This window comes from Arthrobacter sp. CAN_A6, from assembly GCF_015751715.1.
Taxonomy (GTDB): Bacteria; Actinomycetota; Actinomycetes; order Actinomycetales; family Micrococcaceae; genus Arthrobacter_D.
The window spans coordinates 1-19,221 of sequence record NZ_JADOUV010000012.1 but is presented as its reverse complement, the minus strand read 5'-3'; the positions used below and the strand labels follow the sequence as shown (position 1 = coordinate 19,221).

At 63.6% G+C, this 19,221-nt stretch carries 18 protein-coding genes; 7 read left to right on the top strand and 11 right to left on the bottom strand.

Annotation, left to right across the window (positions count from 1 at the left end; all coding sequences use genetic code 11):
• Positions 1 to 331 precede the first annotated feature (331 nt).
• Positions 332 to 1,519, top strand: a complete 1,188-nt coding sequence (locus tag IWX75_RS15490) for a Gfo/Idh/MocA family protein (protein ID WP_334684397.1) — start codon at positions 332 to 334, stop codon at positions 1,517 to 1,519.
• Positions 1,520 to 1,619: 100 nt separating this feature from the next.
• Here IWX75_RS15490 and IWX75_RS15485 read toward each other — a convergent pair whose 3' ends face one another.
• Together IWX75_RS15485 and IWX75_RS15480 are read right to left on the bottom strand one after the other, a co-directional pair.
• Positions 1,620 to 2,003, bottom strand: coding sequence for an MmcQ/YjbR family DNA-binding protein (locus IWX75_RS15485; RefSeq protein ID WP_196823155.1), 384 nt, complete (start codon positions 2,001 to 2,003; stop codon positions 1,620 to 1,622).
• A gap of 49 nt (positions 2,004 to 2,052) precedes the next feature.
• The gene (locus IWX75_RS15480; RefSeq protein WP_196823154.1) at positions 2,053 to 2,664 is read right to left on the bottom strand and encodes a TetR family transcriptional regulator; all 612 of its coding nucleotides are present in this window, start codon (positions 2,662 to 2,664) and stop codon (positions 2,053 to 2,055) included.
• 127 nt (positions 2,665 to 2,791) lie between these two features.
• On the opposite strand from IWX75_RS15480, the gene IWX75_RS15475 reads away from it, so the two are divergent.
• Both IWX75_RS15475 and IWX75_RS15470 read left to right on the top strand, forming a co-directional pair.
• Entirely contained in the window at positions 2,792 to 3,148 is a 357-nt protein-coding gene (locus tag IWX75_RS15475; protein ID WP_196823153.1) for a hypothetical protein, read from the top strand.
• A 14-nt stretch (positions 3,149 to 3,162) separates the two neighbouring features.
• On the top strand, positions 3,163 to 4,125 hold the full coding sequence (locus IWX75_RS15470) for an aldo/keto reductase (protein ID WP_196823152.1): 963 nt from the start codon (positions 3,163 to 3,165) through the stop codon (positions 4,123 to 4,125).
• 497 nt (positions 4,126 to 4,622) lie between these two features.
• Here IWX75_RS15470 and IWX75_RS15465 read toward each other — a convergent pair whose 3' ends face one another.
• The 5 genes from IWX75_RS15465 to IWX75_RS15445 form a co-directional block, all read right to left on the bottom strand.
• Positions 4,623 to 6,128, bottom strand: coding sequence for a tripartite tricarboxylate transporter permease (locus tag IWX75_RS15465; RefSeq protein ID WP_196823151.1), 1,506 nt, complete (start codon positions 6,126 to 6,128; stop codon positions 4,623 to 4,625).
• Positions 6,128 to 6,721, bottom strand: a complete 594-nt coding sequence (locus tag IWX75_RS15460; protein WP_196823150.1) for a tripartite tricarboxylate transporter TctB family protein — start codon at positions 6,719 to 6,721, stop codon at positions 6,128 to 6,130. The genes IWX75_RS15465 and IWX75_RS15460 overlap by 1 nt, the downstream gene beginning before the upstream one ends.
• Entirely contained in the window at positions 6,711 to 7,115 is a 405-nt protein-coding gene (locus IWX75_RS15455) for a universal stress protein (protein ID WP_196823149.1), read from the bottom strand. The genes IWX75_RS15460 and IWX75_RS15455 overlap by 11 nt, the downstream gene beginning before the upstream one ends.
• A gap of 116 nt (positions 7,116 to 7,231) precedes the next feature.
• Complete coding sequence (locus tag IWX75_RS15450) at positions 7,232 to 8,248, bottom strand: tripartite tricarboxylate transporter substrate binding protein (protein ID WP_196823148.1); 1,017 nt, start codon at positions 8,246 to 8,248, stop codon at positions 7,232 to 7,234.
• A gap of 165 nt (positions 8,249 to 8,413) precedes the next feature.
• Positions 8,414 to 9,133 carry a GntR family transcriptional regulator gene (locus IWX75_RS15445; protein WP_334684396.1) on the bottom strand — a complete coding sequence of 240 codons (720 nt, stop codon included), beginning with the start codon at positions 9,131 to 9,133 and terminating at the stop codon, positions 8,414 to 8,416.
• 57 nt (positions 9,134 to 9,190) lie between these two features.
• Here IWX75_RS15445 and acnA point away from each other — a divergent pair, with 57 nt between their 5' ends.
• Both acnA and rraA read left to right on the top strand, forming a co-directional pair.
• Positions 9,191 to 11,809, top strand: coding sequence for an aconitate hydratase AcnA (gene acnA / locus IWX75_RS15440; protein WP_334684395.1), 2,619 nt, complete (start codon positions 9,191 to 9,193; stop codon positions 11,807 to 11,809).
• Between the two features lie 31 nt (positions 11,810 to 11,840).
• Positions 11,841 to 12,308: a ribonuclease E activity regulator RraA gene (rraA, locus tag IWX75_RS15435; protein ID WP_196823146.1), complete on the top strand. Its 468-nt coding sequence runs from the start codon at positions 11,841 to 11,843 to the stop codon at positions 12,306 to 12,308.
• Positions 12,309 to 12,842: 534 nt separating this feature from the next.
• On the opposite strand, the gene IWX75_RS15430 is transcribed toward rraA, so the two are convergent.
• The 4 genes from IWX75_RS15430 to IWX75_RS15415 all read right to left on the bottom strand — a co-directional run bounded on the left by IWX75_RS15430 (position 12,843) and on the right by IWX75_RS15415 (position 17,434).
• Positions 12,843 to 14,207 (bottom strand): glycoside hydrolase family 32 protein, encoded by a 1,365-nt coding sequence (locus tag IWX75_RS15430; RefSeq protein ID WP_196823145.1) that lies wholly within the window; start codon positions 14,205 to 14,207, stop codon positions 12,843 to 12,845.
• The gene (locus tag IWX75_RS15425; protein WP_334684402.1) at positions 14,204 to 14,995 is read right to left on the bottom strand and encodes a carbohydrate ABC transporter permease; all 792 of its coding nucleotides are present in this window, start codon (positions 14,993 to 14,995) and stop codon (positions 14,204 to 14,206) included. The genes IWX75_RS15430 and IWX75_RS15425 overlap by 4 nt, the downstream gene beginning before the upstream one ends.
• A gap of 140 nt (positions 14,996 to 15,135) precedes the next feature.
• Positions 15,136 to 16,107: a carbohydrate ABC transporter permease gene (locus IWX75_RS15420; RefSeq protein ID WP_334684394.1), complete on the bottom strand. Its 972-nt coding sequence runs from the start codon at positions 16,105 to 16,107 to the stop codon at positions 15,136 to 15,138.
• Between the two features lie 31 nt (positions 16,108 to 16,138).
• The gene (locus IWX75_RS15415; RefSeq protein WP_334684393.1) at positions 16,139 to 17,434 is read right to left on the bottom strand and encodes a sugar ABC transporter substrate-binding protein; all 1,296 of its coding nucleotides are present in this window, start codon (positions 17,432 to 17,434) and stop codon (positions 16,139 to 16,141) included.
• 171 nt (positions 17,435 to 17,605) lie between these two features.
• Between IWX75_RS15415 and IWX75_RS15410 the strand changes: the two genes are divergently transcribed.
• Together IWX75_RS15410 and IWX75_RS17890 are read left to right on the top strand one after the other, a co-directional pair.
• Positions 17,606 to 18,646, top strand: coding sequence for a LacI family DNA-binding transcriptional regulator (locus IWX75_RS15410; RefSeq protein ID WP_196823143.1), 1,041 nt, complete (start codon positions 17,606 to 17,608; stop codon positions 18,644 to 18,646).
• A gap of 71 nt (positions 18,647 to 18,717) precedes the next feature.
• A complete protein-coding gene (locus tag IWX75_RS17890) occupies positions 18,718 to 19,137 on the top strand; it encodes a transposase (protein WP_442858993.1) in 420 nt (139 codons plus the stop codon).
• The last annotated feature ends 84 nt before the right edge of the window (positions 19,138 to 19,221 follow it).

The window sequence follows — 19,221 nt, the reverse complement described above, 5'->3', positions numbered from 1 at the left end:
TCACTGGCAACGGCACCCAGTCCGGCACGGGACATCCGCCGGATACCTCAGCGAGTGTAGGTCAGCAGAACGATCGCACGCATCACAGGCGTCGGTAGATCAGCAATCGCCAGAATCATGTCGGCACGCGTGAACAACATGCTCGACCACTTGAGCATCCATGAAGACATGCTCGTCGCGGTCCGTGAGGCCCATGCGGTCCACCCGCCGAAATCCCGTTCTCCAGTGAGTTCCCGGTCCTAACCGCTATGAGAGCTCGACCCGCATGCTTGTCGGTCGAGGTCAGACGCATTTCACCGTTTGAAACAGATGACCGAACGAGGAGACGACAGTGAGTGACGGAAAAATCGGTATAGCACTAGTGGGATCTGGGGCGATGGGAACCGTCCACGCGGCGATTGCAGCCGGCATAGACGCGCTGCAGATCGTCGCGGTCGTGGATCCAGCCGCCGAATCCGCTACGCGTCTCGCCGCTCGACTCGAGGCGGCCGGCTTCCGCCGTCCACAAGAGTACGCGATGCTGGAAGAGGCACTGTCCCGTTCCGAAGTCGACCTAGTCGTGATCACAACGCCCAGCGGGATGCACGTGTCACAGGCAACAATGGCTCTTCAAGCTCGCCGGCATGTCATCGTCGAGAAGCCTCTCGACGTCGATCTCGGACGAGCTCGCGCGATGGCCGATCGCGCTACGCAAGCAGCACAGGAGGACTTCGTCGCTAGCGTCATCAGCCAGCATCGATATGACACGGCGACGACGATCGTGGCAGATGCGCTGAACGCCGAGGCATTGGGGCGCGTAACAACGGCCATTGCCTCGACAGCATGGTGGCGTCCACAGAGCTACTACGCCTCAGCAGACTGGCGCGGCACATGGGCACTGGATGGCGGCGGCGCGCTCATGAACCAAGGTGTGCACAACGTCGACCTACTGTTGTCCTTCCTTGGGCGGCCAGCAGAAATATCGGGGCAGATAGGGCTACTCGCTCACGGAGATATCGAGGTCGAGGACTCAGTGGTCGCGGCCATCCGTTTCGAATCCGGAGCTCTCGCGTCGCTGCATGCAACGACCGCCGCATACCCAGGTCTCTCGACGCGCCTCCATCTGATGGGTTCGCTGGGCTCAGCAATTATCGAGGACGATCTCCTGACGTACTTCCACACCGCGAAGTCTCCGGGAATCGACGTCGGACCGATGGGACTCACATCGGTTGAGGGCAACAACGCGGCAAGCATGCTCGCGAATGTAGATGAGCCTGTCTACCGCCTTGGTTTCGATCTTCCTCCTGCTCCCCCCGGCCAGTACAGCCTCGACCCCACGAGCCACCATCGGCAGTACGTGGATGTCGTCAATGCCATCACCTCCGGGAGACAACCCCAGGTGACCATGCAGCAGGCTTTCGAAGCGATGGCCCTCATCCGTTCGGTCTACGTCGCGTCCACACTGCAGCGCTCCGTGCTCTTCGACGATGTCTTGACGGGGAAATATGACGATATCGAGTTAGCACTACGGCAGCACTGACGAAGATAGGGCGGCGGAAGCGTTCGGCGGGGGCGTAGGGGATTTCGAGCCAGAAGCGGACAGTATGTCGTTCGGGTGCGTCGGCCATTCGGAAGCGTCATCATTCTCTTTGACTGAACGTTCGTGGGTCAACCGGCCGCTTTGCGTGGGGCAGGTTCTCGACCACGAGCAGGTAGGACTCGGTAATGAGGTCATCGACGAGGTCCTCCTGCAAGGTGCCCCCGGGATGCAGGGTGATCCAGTGATGCTTGTTCATGTGATAACCGGGGGTGATGTCCTCGTGTTGCTCTCGGAGGGCTTTTCCGTCCTCCGGGCCGGCTTTCACGATCACGATCAGCTCGCCGCTGATCTCTGTCAAGAGCATGAAGACCTTGCCGTGCACCTTGAACACGTCCCAGTCGGGCCCGAACGGATACTCCAACAGGGCACCCGGAAGCTCCTCGACGCGGTTGCGCGCATGCTGCTGCAGCGTGTCGCCGTTCATAGTCACCCTCTCGCTGTCTTTACGCCTTAGGAATTCTGCAGGAGGAGTTTCAATCGACCAGTGCTGTCGGTTTGAGTAGTCGAAAGGCCTCATCGAGTAGCTGACGGGTGGTCACGGCACCATCGCGGTGCACCAGCTCGGCTGAGGAGACGTCGAGACAGGTCAGGGCACACAGGGTGATGGCTCGTGCGTGGTACTGCCGTGTGGCTCCGGGTCCGGTGAGGGCGGCGGCCACCAGTGGCACGAGAACAGTCATCCACGCCAGATGTTTCTCGGTGTTCCGGGCCCGCAGTGAGGGCGTGCTGATCATCACCCGTGTGGCACGCAGCGCCCACTCGGGGTTCGATTCGACTGTTTCCACCACGACCTCGAACCCTGATCGCAGGGCCTGCCAGACCGGCATCGATTCCAGGGCCTGGGCAAGGCGCTCTCGCACGGGTTCACCGTAGAGCATCGGATCCCCAAGGACGACGTCCTCCTTGGAGGCGAAGTACCGAAAGAAGCTCCTCGGTGAGATGCCGACAGCGGCTGCGATCTGATCCACGGTGGTCTCATCGAAGCCCTGCTCGTCGAACATCACGAGAGCAACCTCGGCGATCTGCTGACGCACAAGGTCCCGCGTCCGCTGCCGTAACCCGCCACCACTTCTACTTCCACTCATGAATCCAGCATACCGCGCCCAAATTGACAGTGACTGTCATATGAGACGTAGACTGTTGGGATAGGTAAGACGCCGTCGCCTCCGGCCAAAGCCAAGTCGCCCCCCTGCACTGATCGAGAGAGAAATCATGCCAATTGCTGACCAGATCGATGTTTTCTTCACCTACCGGGTCCTGGATCAGGACCTCTTCAAGCAGTACCTCGCTGCGGTGCTGCCCGTGACCGAGAAGGACGAGCCGTACGTCCTGGAGTACACCCTGGCGCGCGGCACAGACGGGACGATCCTGCAACACGAGCGGTACGAGAACGAGGAAGCGATTGGGCGTCACCTCGCACTGACCGCTGACGGGCAAAAACTGTGGAGAGAGTCCACGGAACTCACCGACATCCGGTTCGTCGGACCCTTGAGCGAAAAATTCCGGACCGAAAACGCATTGGAGCCCATCGCCTCCTGGTGGGACCGATACCAGTCCATCAACCGATAACAGAAGGACACATCATGCAGTCACGCACACTGGGCACACAAGGCCTAACCACGTCCGCCATCGGCTACGGCTCGATGGGAATCTCCATGGCGTACGGCGCAGCCGACGCTGAGGGCGGCTCCTCCGCCATCCAGCGCGCCTACGACCTGGGCGTCACCTTCTTCGACACCGCCGAGCTCTACGGCTGGGGCGAGAACGAGAAGGTCGTCGGCCAGGCGGTCAAGCCCTTCCGCGACGAGGTAGTCATTGCCACGAAGTTCGGTTTCACCCGCGAGTACGGTTTCGACAGCCGACCCGAGCACATCCGCGAGGTCGTCGAGAACAGCCTGCGCTACCTCGGCATGGACCACATCGACGTCCTCTACCAGCACCGGGTGGATCCCAATATCCCCATCGAGGACGTCGCCGGAACCGTGAAGGAACTCATCGACGCCGGCAAGGTCAAGTACTTCGGTCTCAGCGAAGCCGGATCCGAAACAATGCGTCGTGCCCACGCCGTGCAGCCCGTCTCGGTGCTTCAGACGGAGTACTCCCTCTTCGAGCGTGAAGTAGAGGTGCTGTTCCCGACCCTGCACGAGCTCGGCATCGGCTTCGTCCCGTACTCGCCCCTGGGGCGCGGGTTCCTCACCGGGGCCGCGAAGCCGGCCTCCGACTACGACGCGGCGGACATGCGCAGCTGGGACGCCCGATGGCAGCCCGGCAACTTCGAGAAGAACGTCGAGGCCACACACCAACTAACCGAACTTGTCGCGACGAAGGACGCGACCGTCGCGCAGCTCGCCCTGGCCTGGCTGCTCGCGCAGGGAGAGAACATCGTCCCGATCCCCGGTACCCGCAGCGCCAAGCGCGTCGAGGAGAACATCGGCGCCGCCAACCTCACCCTCACCGACACCGACCTCGCACGCATCAAGGAAATCCTCCCCGAGGGAGGGTTCGGCTCCCGCTACCCCGAGGGCATGAACCCGAACTGGCAGTAACACCCGAACGACGACAGCGACATAAGGCGCGGGACTCACAACAGGTCCCGCGCCTTCGCTCATGCCATCGAGAAGTGTTGAATCGACCACCCGCCCGCCTAAAGCATGGTGCCCGTAAGCCGATGGGTGAGCGCGACAGAGAATTCTGCGAGGTTATGCATGAGGTTGCATAGTGCTGCGTGTTTTTCGGGAACGGGTCTAGCCAAGTAGTGAGGAATGCAGTTGAGCGAGCTTCATCGCGACACTTGACATTTATCCGTTCGGGGTGGTCCCTGACTGAAGGAACTTTTCGGGCTGCGCCGAGACCTTCTTGCGCAACGATTGGTTCCTTCACGCTTTTCGGGTGCTGGTGATGTAGCTCACCCGGTGGGAGGGCTACGTGAAGCCGGGACCACCCTGCCGCGCTACGGTTTTCAGGGTGGTCCCGGTGTCGAGGTGTACAGCGTCGGTGCTGTAAAGGTCGTGGCGCCGAGTGGTAGACCCGGCATGTTGTGGGGTTAGATGTCCTGCATCTTCCTGGCACGGATCTTGCGTGTGATGCCGTAGATCACGACGAGCAGTAGTACGCAGTACAGGGTGAGAGAGATCCCGCTGGAGATCAGGACGCTGGCGTCCCCGCCGGTGGACATCAAGGCGTTGCGCAGGCTGGTCTCGGCCAGTGGGCCGAGGACGACCCCGATCATGACCGGTGCCAGCGGAAAGCCGTAGCGGCGGAGCAGGAATCCGACGAAGCCGATGCCGAAGACCAGAAGCAGATCCGAAACGGCGGCCGAGGTGGCGTAGACGCCGAGGGCGCAGAACACGGAGATCCCGGCGTAAAGATAGGGCTTGGGGACAAGGATGAGTTTCGCCCACAGGGGGGCGAAGGGCAGGTTCAGGATCAGGAGCATCACCAGGCCGACGAAGAGGCTGGCCAGCAGCGCCCAGACCAGATCGGGGCTGCGTTCGAAGAGTAGCGGCCCCGGTTGGAGACCGTATTGCTGGAACGCTGCGAGCATGATGGCCGCGGTGGCCGACGTCGGCAGGCCCAGGGCGAGGAGGGCTCCCATGGCTGTGCCGGAGGTGGCGTTTCCTGCTGCTTCGGGGCCGGCGACGCCTCGGATGGCTCCTCTGCCGAACTGGGGGATGCGGCGTCTGCGGTCGAGGCTTCGTTCGGTGCCGTAGGCCATGAAGGTGGGTACTTCTGCGCCTCCGACGGGGATGACGCCGAAGGGTACCCCGAAGGCGGTTCCGCGCAGCCAGGCTGGCAGTGCTTCCTTGAACTCCGCCTTTGAGAGGTAGGGGCGCTGGGAGATGCTGACCGCGGTGAGGACGGGGTCGCGGTGGATGCGTGAGGCGACGTGGAAGACCTCGCCGAGGGCGAGGATGCCGACGGTGATGACGATGATGCTGACGCCGTCGAAGAGTTCGGGTATGCCGAGGGTGAAACGTCCGGCCCCGGAGATGCCGTCGATGCCGATGACCGCCAGGGCGAGGCCGATGACGAGAGCGGACAAACCTTTGGTGACGGAGTCGGAGACAACGGAGGCGGTGGCGACGAAGGCGAAGATGGCCAGGGCGAAGTACTCGCCGGGCCCGAAGAGTACGGCGAGTTCGGCCAGGCGTGGGGCGAAGAACACCACAATGGTGGTGGCGATGATGCCGCCGATGAAAGCGCCGATCGCGGCAGTGGCCAGCGCTTGGGGGGCGCGGCCGTCCTTGGCCATGCGGTGGCCTTCGAAGGTGGTGGCGATGGCGGTTCCACCGCCGGGGGTGTTCATCAGGATGCCCATGGTGGAATCGCCGAACAATCCGCCGAAGTAGACGCCGGCGAACATAATGAATGCGCCGACGGGGTCGAGGCTGAAGGTGACCGGCAGCAGGAGCGCGACGGCCATGGCGGATCCGAGGCCTGGCAGGACGCCGACGGCGGTGCCGAGCAGGGCTCCGACGAACACCCAGAGCAGATTCATGGGGGTGAGGGCTTGGGAGAAGCCCTCGAGGAGAAGGTTCAGTGAATCCATCAGAAAATTCCTTCCAGGATGCCCGCGGGCAGGGCCAGGCCGAGGCCGGCGGAGAAAGCGACCTGAATGAAGGACGCGAAGACCAGAGCCAGGGCGGGGTCGAAGAAGCGTTTGCGGCTGCCGAGAGCGTAGGACATGGCCCAGAACATGGCGGCGGCGGACAGGATCCAGCCCAGGGGTTCAAGGATGAAGCAAAATCCGAGGAACGCGGCCAGGACGATGCCGAGCGACTTCCAGTCGCTGTGCATTTTGTATTGCTGACCTGCGTCCTCTGCTGTGGCGGAGGTGATGGCGACGGGCGGTTCGGGGTGGCGCAGCGCCTGTACGGCGAGCAGGAGGGCCAGGACGAACGCGGCTGCGGCGATGATCCCGGGGAAGAACTGCGGGCCCGGCGCATTGGCGCCTTCTGGCACGTTCATGGTGATGATGCCGACGGTGAGGTACACACCGATGGCGGCGACCAGGCCGGCGAGGACCAGTTCGCTACGTCCGGCAAGGAAACCCTGGGGTGATGCCTGTACGCCCGGCCCGGTGGATCCTCGTGGAGGGGACGTCGTTCCAGCAGTTGTTTCAGGACTTGTTCTAGGACTCATGGTGGGCTGCCTTCACGGCGAGGACGGGAACGTGGGAGCCGAGGATGATGCGTTGCGCGTTGGAGCCGAGGAAGAACTTGCCGACCCGGGATCGGCTGCGGATGCCGATGACGATGAGGCTGGCTGCGTGTTCCTGGGCTGAATCGAGCAGTTCATCCGGTGCATCATCGCTGCGCTCACTACGCGCCAGCCAACGATGGAAGATCCCGCTTTCAACGAGTTTGCGGGCAGGTGCAGATTCGGTCGGTGGAGTGAACTTGCGGTCGGCGTCGGATGTGGTGCTGTCGAGGTCGAAGACCGTGAGTTCCAGTCCGTCCTTCTGCGCCAGGGCGATGGCGTGATCGAGGGCGGCTTCGCCTTCGGGTGTGTGGGCGTAGCCCGCGAGAATAGTCATGAGTCTGCTCCTTGGCTTGAACAGGAAGATGGCTTGAACAGGAAGATGGCGTGGACAGGAAAGTGACGAGGGCGGGGGAAGAGACGTAGGCAGGCAACGGGTGCGGGCAGGGGCGGTTAGTAACCGAGTTCTGCCCAGATGCCGTTGACGAATTCCGTTTCGGTTTCCAGACTCTGCCGGAATTCGTCACCGACCATGAACGTGTCCGTCCATTGGTTGCGTTCGATCGCGCTTCGCCATTCGGGGGTGTCGATGGTTTCGGTCACGATGGTTTCCAACTCGTCCTTCTGCTCCTCGGTGATGCCGGGAGGGGCAACGATGCCTCGCCAGTTGGTCAAGGTCACGTCGTACCCGAGTTCCTTCAGGGTGGGCAGATCGATGCTGTCGACCGGTTCAGGGGCGGAAACGGCCAGTGCCCGCAGGGACCCGGACTCGACCTGGGGTGCGAAGTCGGTGTTACCGCTGACCGAGGCTTTGATAGTGCCCGACAGGAGGGACGTGGCGAGTTCCGCACCGCCGGAGTAGGCGATGTAGTTGACGTCGGTGGGGTCGATGCCGCTTTCGAGGGCGAGCTGGCTGATGATCATCTGATCGACGCTGCCCAGCGACCCGCCACCGAACGCGAAGGTCGAGGGATCCTCTTTCCATGCGGCGATGAGATCGTCCATCGTCTGAATGGGGGAATCGGCCGGGACGACGACGACGTCGTAGTCGTCAGCGAGCCGGGCAATCGGTACGACGTCACCGAGGTCGGTTTCCGATCCGTTGATGGCGATGGCCCCGAGCATGGTGATGCCCATGACCATCAGCGTGGATGCCTCTGCATCCATATCGGCGACCTGGGTGAGACCGATGGTGCCACCGGCTCCGGGGATATTGACGACCTGCGGGTTGTTCACAATGCCCTGGGCGCGCATGGACTGCTGCAGCTCACGGGCAGCAGAGTCCCACCCACCGCCGGCTCCCGCAGGCGCAATCAAGGTCAGACGGGCACGGGCATCATTACCGGTACCACTGGTCGCAGCATCGGTGACGGCAGCACCGACAATCGACAGACCGACAACGGCCCCAACAATCCCAAGGACGCCCGGCTTGCGCCGCCGGCGCCCATTCGGTTCTGGAGTATGAGCCATAACTAACTCCTTGCAGCACTGGAAGGTCTCACCCGGACATCACGTTCATCCCGGCAACAGGCTATAGGTTATAACCTGTAACGCTGTGATGTCCAGCACAGCGGCCCAGGTCTCGATCAAGGCTGCAGCCAGGGCCGCCGTCAGAGGCTCCCGTCGGGGCCAGAATCAGGAAACGGCTGGTTCCTCGAGCGCAGTGATGGCACGCCGTCCCAGACTGTGGGTGATGTGGTCCCGCATGGTCTGCTGTGCGCGGTCCGCGTCCTGCGCTTTGACCGCGTCGAGCAGTGCCTGATGCTCGGCGCTGACCCGGGCGTTGTCGTCAGCCGAGTCGGAGGTGGTGCGCAGGCCGATCAGTCGGTACCTGTCAGCCTTGTCCCACAGCTTCTCGAGCATATCGATGAGGATCGGGTTGCCGGAGGCCCGGTAGATCGAGCGGTGAAACTCCCTGTGAGCCATCAACGAATCGAGGGTAGCGGCACCTCGCAGGGGAGTCAGCGCATCCAGGGCGCGCGACATGTGAGAGATATCCTCGTCCGTCCGACGTTCGGCGGCAAGACGTGCAGCCAGGGGATCGACGCTTTCCCTAACCTCGTAGAGGTGTTTAGCCTCATGCGCCGAGACCGTCGTCACCCGGGCATCACGATGGGCCTCCAGTAGAATCATGCCCTCCGCAGCCAGGCGCCTGATCGCTTCGCGCAATGGGGTCGTGCTCACACCCAGTTCATCCGCAAGCCGGGCCTGGCTGATCACCGACCCGGGCTCCAACTCCCCGGTCAGGATGCGGGAGCGCACCTCGGCATAGGCGTAATCGTTCTTCGTGAAGACCCCTGCCGTCAGCGACATCGCCCACGCTCCTACCGTTCGATGGTGTGTACCTGTATCCATTGTAAAGAACAACTACAGGTTATAACCTATAATCTGTTCTATGGATGAGGAGTGCCCGTGACGGCGACCCAAGCGAGTTCCACCCATGCCGTGCTGCACTGGCGGGGGACCGACTTCCAGGTCAGTGACCTGACTGCCCTGGCCGGTGGTGATCTGCAGCGCATGCCGATTGTCCTACGCCTGCTGCTTGAGAACATCGGCCGGACGATGCAGGGTTCGGAGCGGGAGCGCGCCCTGGCCGCCCTGCGCGCCTGGTTGGGTGAGCGCAGCAGCGAAGCGGAGATCGATGTCCTGCCGGGCCGGGTCCTGATGCATGACACGACCAGCACACCGGCCCTGGTGGATATCGCGGCGATGCGCGATGCAGTCGCCGAAGCCGGTGGTGACCCCCGGTTACTCAGCCCCCTGCTTCCCGTGCAGGTTTCCGTTGATCATTCCCTCGCGGTCGAGGAATACGGGCGCCTCGATGCTCCGGTGCGCAATATCCGCCACGAGATCAGGCGCAACAAAGAGCGCTACCGGTTCCTGAAGTGGGCGGCCGCGTCGATGGACGGGGTGTACATCAACCCGCCCGGCACGGGCATCATGCACACCATCAACCTCGAGCAGCTCGCGACCGTGGTGACCACGGAGGAGCGCGACGGTGTGCTCTGGGCGGTCCCCGACATCATGATCGGCACCGACAGCCACACGCCCATGATCAACGGCCTCGGAGTCCTCGGGTGGGGCGTCGGAGGGCTCGAGGCGCAGACCGTCATGTTCGGCATGCCGACCACCATGCGCATCCCCGACGTCGTCGGCGTCCGGCTCACCGGCTCCCTGCCGACAGGGGTCCTCGCCACCGACCTGGCACTAACCATCACCCACGAACTGCGGGCCATGGGAGTCACGGGCGAGTTCGTCGAGTTCTACGGGCCCGGCGTCAGTACCCTCACCATCGGGCAACGAGCGGTCATCGCGAACATGGCTCCCGAGTACGGGGCGACGACCGGCTACTTCCCGATCGATCACCACACCCTGACCTACCTGCGGTCTACCGGGCGGGAAGCCGCCCACATCGACCTCGTCGAAACGTACGCCAAGCAGACAGGGCTCTGGTTCGATCCTGCCGCGGCGCCGGAGTACACGCGTACCCTCGACATCGACCTGGCGGGCCTCACCACGTACGCGGCCGGCCCCCGCCGACCCCAGGACCTCCTGGCCCTTGACCAGATCCCGGCGGCACTCGGACAGGAACCGGCGCCCCGCTTCGCCACCGAGTCCGCGTTGCCGGACTTCCCGGTCGCCATCGCCTCCATCACCAGCTGCACCAACACCTCCGATCCGGCCCTGCTCATCGCCGCAGGCCTGCTCGCCCGCAGGGCACGCGAGCTGGGGCTCGTCGTCCCGGAGTGGGTCAAGACCTCGCTGGCTCCCGGCTCTCCCGCCGCGGCCAGCTACCTCCAACGCGCGGGTCTCATCGAAGACCTCTCATCCGTCGGTTTCGACATCGTCGGCTTTGGGTGCGCGACCTGCATCGGCAACTCCGGTCCGCTGACCCGCACCATGGGCGACGCCCTCACCAGTGGGTACGCCGCACCGGTCGCGGTACTCTCCGGCAACCGTAATTTTCCCGGCCGGGTCCACCCCGACCTTGACCTCGGCTTCCTCATGTCCCCACCCATGGTCATCGCCTACGCCCTAGCGGGGGACGCCCGACGTGACCTCACCACCGAACCCGTCCAGGTGACAGCCGCCGGAGTGCCGATTTATTTGAAGGATCTGTGGCCGGATGCCGCCGACGTCGAACGTCTGCTCGCCTCGGCGATCGACCCGGCTGACTACGCGCGGGATTTCCGTGCCGCGACCCAGAACAAGCTCTGGGCGGAGATCGAGGCGCCCACCAGCGACCTGTACCCGTGGGAGGAGTCCTCCACCATTCTGCGCCGGCCGCCCTTCGCCTCTCCTTCCCAGGGCACTCTGCTGGGCAGTTACCGGGCGCACCCGCTGCTGGTGCTCGGTGATGACATCACGACCGACCACATCTCCCCGGCCAGCGCGATCCCCGCGGACAGCGCAGTGGCCGACTTCCTCGTCGAACGAGGAGAGCAGCGCGATGACCTCAATGTCTTTGCTTCCCGCAGGGGCAACTGGGAAGTCATGGTTAGAGGTGCCTTCCACAATAAATCCCTGCACAATTACCTCGCCCCGAACGCCCCCACCGCACACACGATCCACGCACCAAGCGGGCAGATCATGCCCATCTGGGACGTAGCCCAACAGTACGCGGCAGCAGCAGAGTCCGTGGTCGTCGTCGCCGGCGACCGGTACGGCATGGGATCCTCCCGCGACTGGGCGGCAAAAGCCCAGCGCCTGCTTGGCGTCCGCGCCGTCCTGGCTACCGGCTTCGAACGCATCCACCGCTCCAACCTCATCGGGATGGGCATTCTCCCCCTGATCATTCCGAACGAGGCCTATGCGGTCCTTCAAATTCTGGAGCCGGGGGATGAGCTGCACATCGACGCCGACGCCCGCCACATCCTGCCCCAGGCGGACATTTCCGTCCGACTTCACCAGCGCGCCGGCAATGTCCTGGACTTCACCGCCCGCGCCGCAATCGATACCGACCTCGAAGTGAGGCTGCTGCGCAACGGCGGCGTCATCCCCACCATCCTCAACCGCGTGCTGCCTTCCTGACGCGGTCCGCTACAACAGATCCGAGATTCCTATGCCTATCTTCACAGCCGACATCTACGACGAACGCGGCGAAGCGTTCCAGTCCGTCACCACCCAATTCGAGTCCCTGGGCGGCGAACACCACTTCCATGGGCCCGTTCGTACAGTGCGGTGTTTCGAGGACAACTCAGTCCTCAAAGCCCTCATCGCAACACCAGGAGACGGAGCCGTGCTCGTCGTCGACGGCGGAGGCTCACTCGCCTGCGAACTCATGGGCGGAATGATGGCCCACACCGCACACGCCAACAACTGGGCAGGAATCATCCTCAATGGCGCCGTACGGGACCGGACTGAGCTCGCGGAAATCCCCATCGGCATCAAAGCCCTCGGAAGCAACCCCCGCAAAAGCTCCAAGAACGGATCCGGCGAGCAGGACATCGACGTCAACTTCGGCGGAGTTACCTTCCGGACTGACGCGTTGATCTACTGCGACCGAGATGGGATCCTCGTCGAACTCTGAACTGGGACGATGCGGCACGTTGAGGACAAAGGAAAAAAACCAACCCCTGACGGCGCCAGCCTCTAGGCATCCTTAAAATGCCGCGATGCCCCGGGCGTAGACATTGCCAGTCGCCGGAGGTGACCGTTGGAGGGTCCTCCACCGCTCCACTATTTTCGAGGCTGACTGCCATCGAAAATCCCATATTGTGAATCGCAACGGTGAATGGCGTGGTTTCTGCAGCGCTTCATGGCCCTTCACCTGAAGGCGTGATGTAGTGGCGCCCATGTGGAGTACACGTCGCTATGGCGTCAGAACCTGGGTCACGAACCGTTTAGATGACGTCCGAAACCTGTGAATGGCGGCGATGGTTGGCTGTTTTTCGGACGTCGCAAATTGGCGCGCCCCGTTTTGTCATCGTTTGCCCGCCTGCCCATATGACGACGCGCGATGTCACCACGACTCCCGAGCGTTCGGCAACTTATGCCGTGTCGTAGCGGTGGGAGACGTGGGCGGGTTCGTCATTGATGCGCAGGTCTGCGGATGTGCGCTTCCTCAGCGCTCGATGACTGTGACCTCCACCGACTGCACCACTGCGTCCTCGGTCGACCGAAGGAGCACGGTGGTGTTCTCATCAGCGGGGAAGATTTGCTCGGTGATGGTGACCGCTCCGGCCTCGGCGAAGACCTCAACCGAGGAAACGTCGATCCACACGTCGATCTCGACCGTCTCGCCGGGGGCAAGCGGCGCCTTTGACACCGAGGCGAACGTCTCCGAGAAGCCGATATTTCCCGAGCGTCGGCGGTCAAGGGACACCTCTCCGGTGACGAGGCGCACTGTCGTACCGACCGAGCCGTCAGGGGAGGCACGCAGCACCAGCTCCACGACTCCTCGTCCTGGCCGCGCCACGAGTTTGATCCGTGCTGCTCGCCCGTGGGCGTCCTCGGGCAGAGGGACGGCGACCTCGGATAATGCGAGCGGACCTGCCGAGTAGTGAGGCGCCTTCGCCAGGTTCACGGCAGGACGCTGCACGAGACGTTCGCCGCGCAGCTCGAGCCGGCGAGGCAGTGTTGCTGAGCCTCGCCAGGGCGACGACGGGATAGCGTGGGCGTAGTCCCAGTTGCTCATCCAACCGATAAGCACCGGTGCCGGGGCGTCTGACACCGTGACCGCGGCGTAGAAGTCGCGGCCCCTATCCAGCCAGTCCCAGGACGTGGCCGTGAACGTGGTGCCGTCGAAGTCGCCGATGAAGTACTGCATGCCTGAGCCGCCGGCCGGGTTGCCCGGATTCATGGAGAGCACGAGAACCCAGCGGCCGTCAATCGGGAAGAGGTCGGGGCACTCCCAGATGCCCTGGGGGGCGCCCGCCGGACCGAACACCGACAGCGGGCTCCAGTTCTGCAGGTCGTCCGAGCGGAAGAGGTGCACCTGGCGATCGAGCGCCTCGACAGCGATGAGGATCCAGTGGTCGAGGTAGCGGAATACCTTCGGATCGCGGAAGTCGGTCGTGCCTCGATCGAGCACTATTCCGCGCTTGACCCAGGTCTCGCCGCCGTCGGTGCTTGACGCTAGCGCCTGCGCCTGGCTTCCCTGCCGGGCAGAGGTGTAGAGGGCGATGAGCGGAGGTCGTTCAGTGGTCCCAAGCTTCGAGCTGTTCTGGGCATCGAAGACGATCGATCCCGAGAACACCGCCTCGTTTTCGTCGTGGAGCAGGGCGATGGGATGCTCGGTCCACTCGAGCAGGTCGGAGCTCGAGGCGTGACCCCAGCTCATATGGCCCCAGTCGCCGTCGTAGGGGTTGTGCTGGAAGTACAGGTGATATCGGCCGCCGTGGTGGATAAGGCCGTTGGGGTCATTCATCCAGTTGCGCTTGGGGGCGAAGTGCACCGCGGGCCGGGTGGAGAGGGCGGTCGAGGTCATCCCTTGACTCCTGTCGAGGCGATCGAATTGACGAAGGAGCGCTGGAAGGCCACGAAGAGCGCGACGACGGGAAGGGTGATCATCGAGCAGTAGGCCATGATCTGACCCCAGGAGGTGTTCAGCTGCGAGAAGTACTGCACGCCGAGCATCACGGGCCGCAGCTCCTCCGTCTGGATTACCATCAGCGGCCAGAGGTAGGAGTTCCACGCTGGGAGGAAGGTCAGGATCGCGACCGTCGCGACGGCCGGACCGGAGAGCGGCATGACGATCTTGCGGTAGATGGTGAACCAGCCGGCGCCGTCCATCCGCGCCGCTTCGTCGAGCTCTTTCGGGATCGACTCGAAGTACTGGTGGAACAGGTAGATCGAAAAGGCGTTCACGATGAACGGCACGATCTGGACCTGGTAGGAGTCGAGCCAGCCCTTCGTCATATAGAAGCCGAGGCTGTCGACGCCGAAGTTCGGCAGCTGGTTGACCCACCACACCAGCGGCAGCGCGAGGGTCTCGAAGGGGATGATGAGCGTCGCGATGATCAGGGTGAGGATCGCGCGCTTGAACGGGATCTGCATCCGCGAGAGAGCGAACGCGGCGAGGCTGTTGATGATCACTCCGAGGATGACCGTGACGGCCGAGATTCCGATGGAGTTGACCAGGAATCGCGCTGCCGGCACCCGGTCGAAGACCGCCGTGTAGTTGTCGAACGACACGTTGCCGATGGGTAGGAACGCCGCGAGCGAGCCCAGGTCACCGAAGATTTGCTGGTCGGGCTTGAGGGAGGAGACCAGCATGAACAGCAGCGGGAACGCGAAGACGATCACGAGTGCGATGCGGGCGAGCCAGCCGTACCAGCCCACGCGGGGACGGCCGAACGGGGAGGGAGAGGCACTGGTCCGACGACGCGCTCGGACGGCGGTTTTGAGGGCCATGGTCATGCCTTCTCTCTGGTCAGGAAGCGTTGGACGCCCGAGATGACGAGCACGATTGCGAAGAACACCAGTGAGATCGCGGAGGCGTAGCCCGTCTCCTGCTGCCGGAACCCGCGCTCGACGGCCTGGTAGACGACGGTGGTGGTGGAGTCGAGCGGCCCGCCCTGCGTCATGACGCTTACCTGGGTGAAGAGGCTCAGCGCAGAGATGGTGATGGTGACGAGGATGAGGCTGCGCGTCGCGCGCAGGCCCGGCCAGGTGATGTAGCGGAAGCGCTGCCAGGCGCTCGTGCCGTCGATGTCGCCTGCTTCGTAGAGCTCCTGCGAGATCGTCTGCAGGCCCGAGAGCCAGATGATCATGTGGAAGCCCACGCCCTGCCAGACCGACATCAGGATGATCGACGGCATCGATGTCGCGGGATTGCCCAGCCAGTCGGGGCCCTGAACGAGACCGAAGGTGAGGTTTGAGAGCAGCGTGTTGAGTAGCCCGTCCTGCTGGTACATGAAGCTCCAAAGGAGCGACACGACGACCATCGAGGTGACGACCGGAAGGAAGTAGATCGTGCGGAAGAACGTCGTGCCGCGCACTCGGGTGTTGATGAGCATGGCCATCACGAGGGCGAGGCCCGCCTGAAGCGGAACGACGACGATCCCGAAGTAGCCGACGTTCAGCAGTGCCCGGCCGAACGCAGCGTCCTGGAAGAGGCGGACGAAGTTGTCCGCTCCGCTGAAGGACGCCGGGTTGGGCGAGATCAGCCGTGCGTTGGTGAACGCCAGGCCGAAGGCGAGCCCGGCGGGGATCAGGACGAACAGGACGAGGAGGATGAGCGCCGGGGCGACCATGGCCAGACCCACGCGCTGCTCAGCACGGGAGTTGCGGTTGGTGGTCCGTTGCGGGCGCGGTCCCCGCGACGTCAGCGCTGCGACGGCGACCGGCTCGAGCGGCGCCACGGAGGACGCGGTGTTGGAAGTCATGACATGCTCCCGATCAACTCGGTGCTCATCATCACTTCTGCGAGTAGCCGTCGTTGGAGGCGATGTTCTGGTCGATTGCCTCCACCGCCGCGTCGAGGGTCGACTGAGCGTCGGCCCCGTCGAGGATGTCGGAGACCGCAGCGCCGAACTCGGTCGCGATGAAGGGATAGGCCGGCGTCTCGGGACGGAGTACCGCGAACTTCTCGGAGTATTCGCGCAGGGAAGCGAGTTTGCCGCCCTCCTCGTAGCCCTTGACCAGCTGGGCGGCTTCGTTCGACGCAGGAATGGTGCCCGTCGCCTCGGCGACGGCCGCGATGTTCTCGGGCTGGAGCGAGAAGGCCAGGTAGTCCATAGCGGCCTCGGTGTCGGAGCAGCCGGTGGTCACGCCCCACTGCCAGGAGCCTCCGCCGATCTTGGGGCCGGCGCCGAGGTCGACGGTGGGCAGGGCGACGAAGTCCTCGCCGAAGGTCTCCTTCGCCGCGGCGTAGGCCCAACTGCCGGAGTAGGTGATGGCGGACTTGCCGTTCTGGAAGTCAAGGGTGGCGTCCTCGCCGCTCTTCTTCGCGATGTAGCCGTTGTCAACCAGGCTCTGGAACCACTGGGCCCACTCGATTGCCTCCGGGCCGTTCAGCACGCCCTCCGCGCTCTGGAAGTCGGTCCGGTCGATCAGGTCGCCCCCAGCGGACTGGAGGAACGGGGAGTAAGCGTAGGGCAGCCATTCGCCGGTCCCTGCGGTTCCGAGGTCGAGCGGGTAGTCCCACTGACCGGTCGCCTTGAGGGTCGCGAGGGCGGCGTTGAACTCGTCCTTTGTCCAGGGCTCGTCGATGGTGGGGATGCGGATCCCGTTCTCCTCGAGGATCGAGGTGCGCGAGAGCATTGTCAGGGCGACGTCGTAGTAGCCGATGGAGTAGAGCTCGTCGTCCCAGACGCCTTTGACCGAGGGGAGGAACGAGTCGAGGTCGACGCCGGGCAGATCGAGCGGGGTGAGGTATTCCGCCCAGGCCCAGTTCGGGACGTTCGGGCCGTCGATGTCGACGATGCAGGGCAGCTTGCCGGCGGCGGCAGCAGCGATGACGGAGTCGTTGTATGAGTCCTGCGGGAAGGCCTGGACCTTGATCGTGGTTGCGTCCTGGCTGGCGTTGTAGTCATCGACAATGCCTTGGATCGCATCGAGCTCGGCGTCATTGCCGGCGTTGTGCGTCCAGAGCGTGATCTCGCCGTTCGCACTATCGGTGCCACCGGGGCGCGGGGCGCAGGCGCCGAGACCGAGAGTCAGGGCGGCGAGAGCGACGGAGGCCGTCATGACGCGCAAGGGGGAGTTTTTCACTTTGTTCTCCTTTGAACTAGGGCTGCTAAATTGATTTAGCAAGAAGACGGTAACACGCTCGGCGAGCCCCCGCCAAGCATTTTGCTGAATTGGTTTAGCATTCCTTGTGAAAGTATCCTTCAAGGCCGTTCCTAGGATGGGAGTGCGGATGCTGAGGACGAGAGGAAGTTCATGGGATCGTCACGTCGTGTAACCCTCGCCGATGTCGCCGAGCGCACCGGCCTCTCTAAGACCTCAGTCAGCCTGATTTTGAACAATCGGCCGGGCTCCCGACTGTCGGCGGACGCCGTTCTGCGCGTACAGGCCGCTGCCGCGGAGCTCGGGTACCGCCCGGATCCTGCGGCTCAGAGCCTACGTCTGGGTAAGACGCGCACGATCGGCTTCCTCTCGGACGAGGTCACCGTGACCCGCTTCGCGTCCGCGATGATCCGCGGCGTACTGGACACCGCCGAGCAGCGGGAGCACACCGTGCTCATCGCCGAAACAGGCCGCGATCCGCAAAAAACCGCTCCAGCACTCGACGCGATGCTGGCCCGCCGCGCCGACGGGATCATCGTCGGGTTGATGGGGGCGAAAGAAATCGACGTTCCCGCGATCGCAAGTGGCGTCCGCGTAGTGCTGCTGAACGCCTCCAGTCCGACCGGCGAACCTTCGATCCTCCCCGACGAGGAGAGCGCTGGACGAGCGATCGCTCGCCAGCTCTTGGACGCCGGTCATCGCCGCATTACGCTCATCGGTGACTCGCACTCAGCCGCGACCGATCCGAGAGTGTCGGTCACGGTCGGCGCACGATTCGCCGGGCTCGACGCAGCCCTCGCGGAGGTCGGAATAAACTTCCTCGAGCGCGTCCCAGTCGAACCCTGGGAGCCCGTCGGTGGTTACGAGGCCATGCAAAAAATGCTGAACGGGCCGGAAGTTCCCACTGGCATCATCTGCTCCAACGACCGTCTCGCATTCGGGGCCTATCAGGCCCTGCAGGAGGCGGGCTGGCGGATCCCGAATGACATGTCGGTCGTATCGTTCGATGACGACGAAATCGCGTCATACCTCCGACCCGGTCTGACCACGGCTCAGATTCCGTACGAGGAAATGGGACGCCACGCGGTCGATCTGCTGCTAGGCGGAGGAGAGGGGCGTCACCTCGTGCCGATGCCGATAATCATCCGCGGGTCGGTAGGCGCGCCACGCGGCACCGAGGGCTTCACCTCCTAATACCCGAACTGGCGCGCTCGGCAAAGCGCCGTTGAACGCGATCATGGGACCGGGTAACCGCGGTTGCAATTTTGATACCTGACGACACGGCAGCATGGCGAAATGTGCTCCACCGACGTCCGCACAATGCTGCGTTCGCGCACCTTTGCAAAGCCGCTCCTATCCCAGCCAGCAGCGACCGAACCCACCGTCACCGACTCAGTCGCGGCGGTGATAACGTCGCCAACAACGCTTTCCACATCGTCGTCCTCGGCCGCCTGCGCTATCACGCACACACCCGCGCCTACACCGACCGACGCGCCCAGCAAAGCCACCCACACCTGAAATCATCCGCAGCCTCAAACGGTACGTCGCACGAGAGAACTACGCCGCACAACAACCCACCTACACAACAAAACCACCCCATGAGACCCCTTGACGATCCATACGATCATCGATCGCTCACCACAACGCCTACAACTGATGGGACTGCCCACGGTTTGGGACTGTAAGAAAAACGGTGTGTGAGGGTCCGGTCTGATCCGGAAGGAGATGGCCGTGAACGACTTTACGACCGAAGTATCAGAGGCGATGAT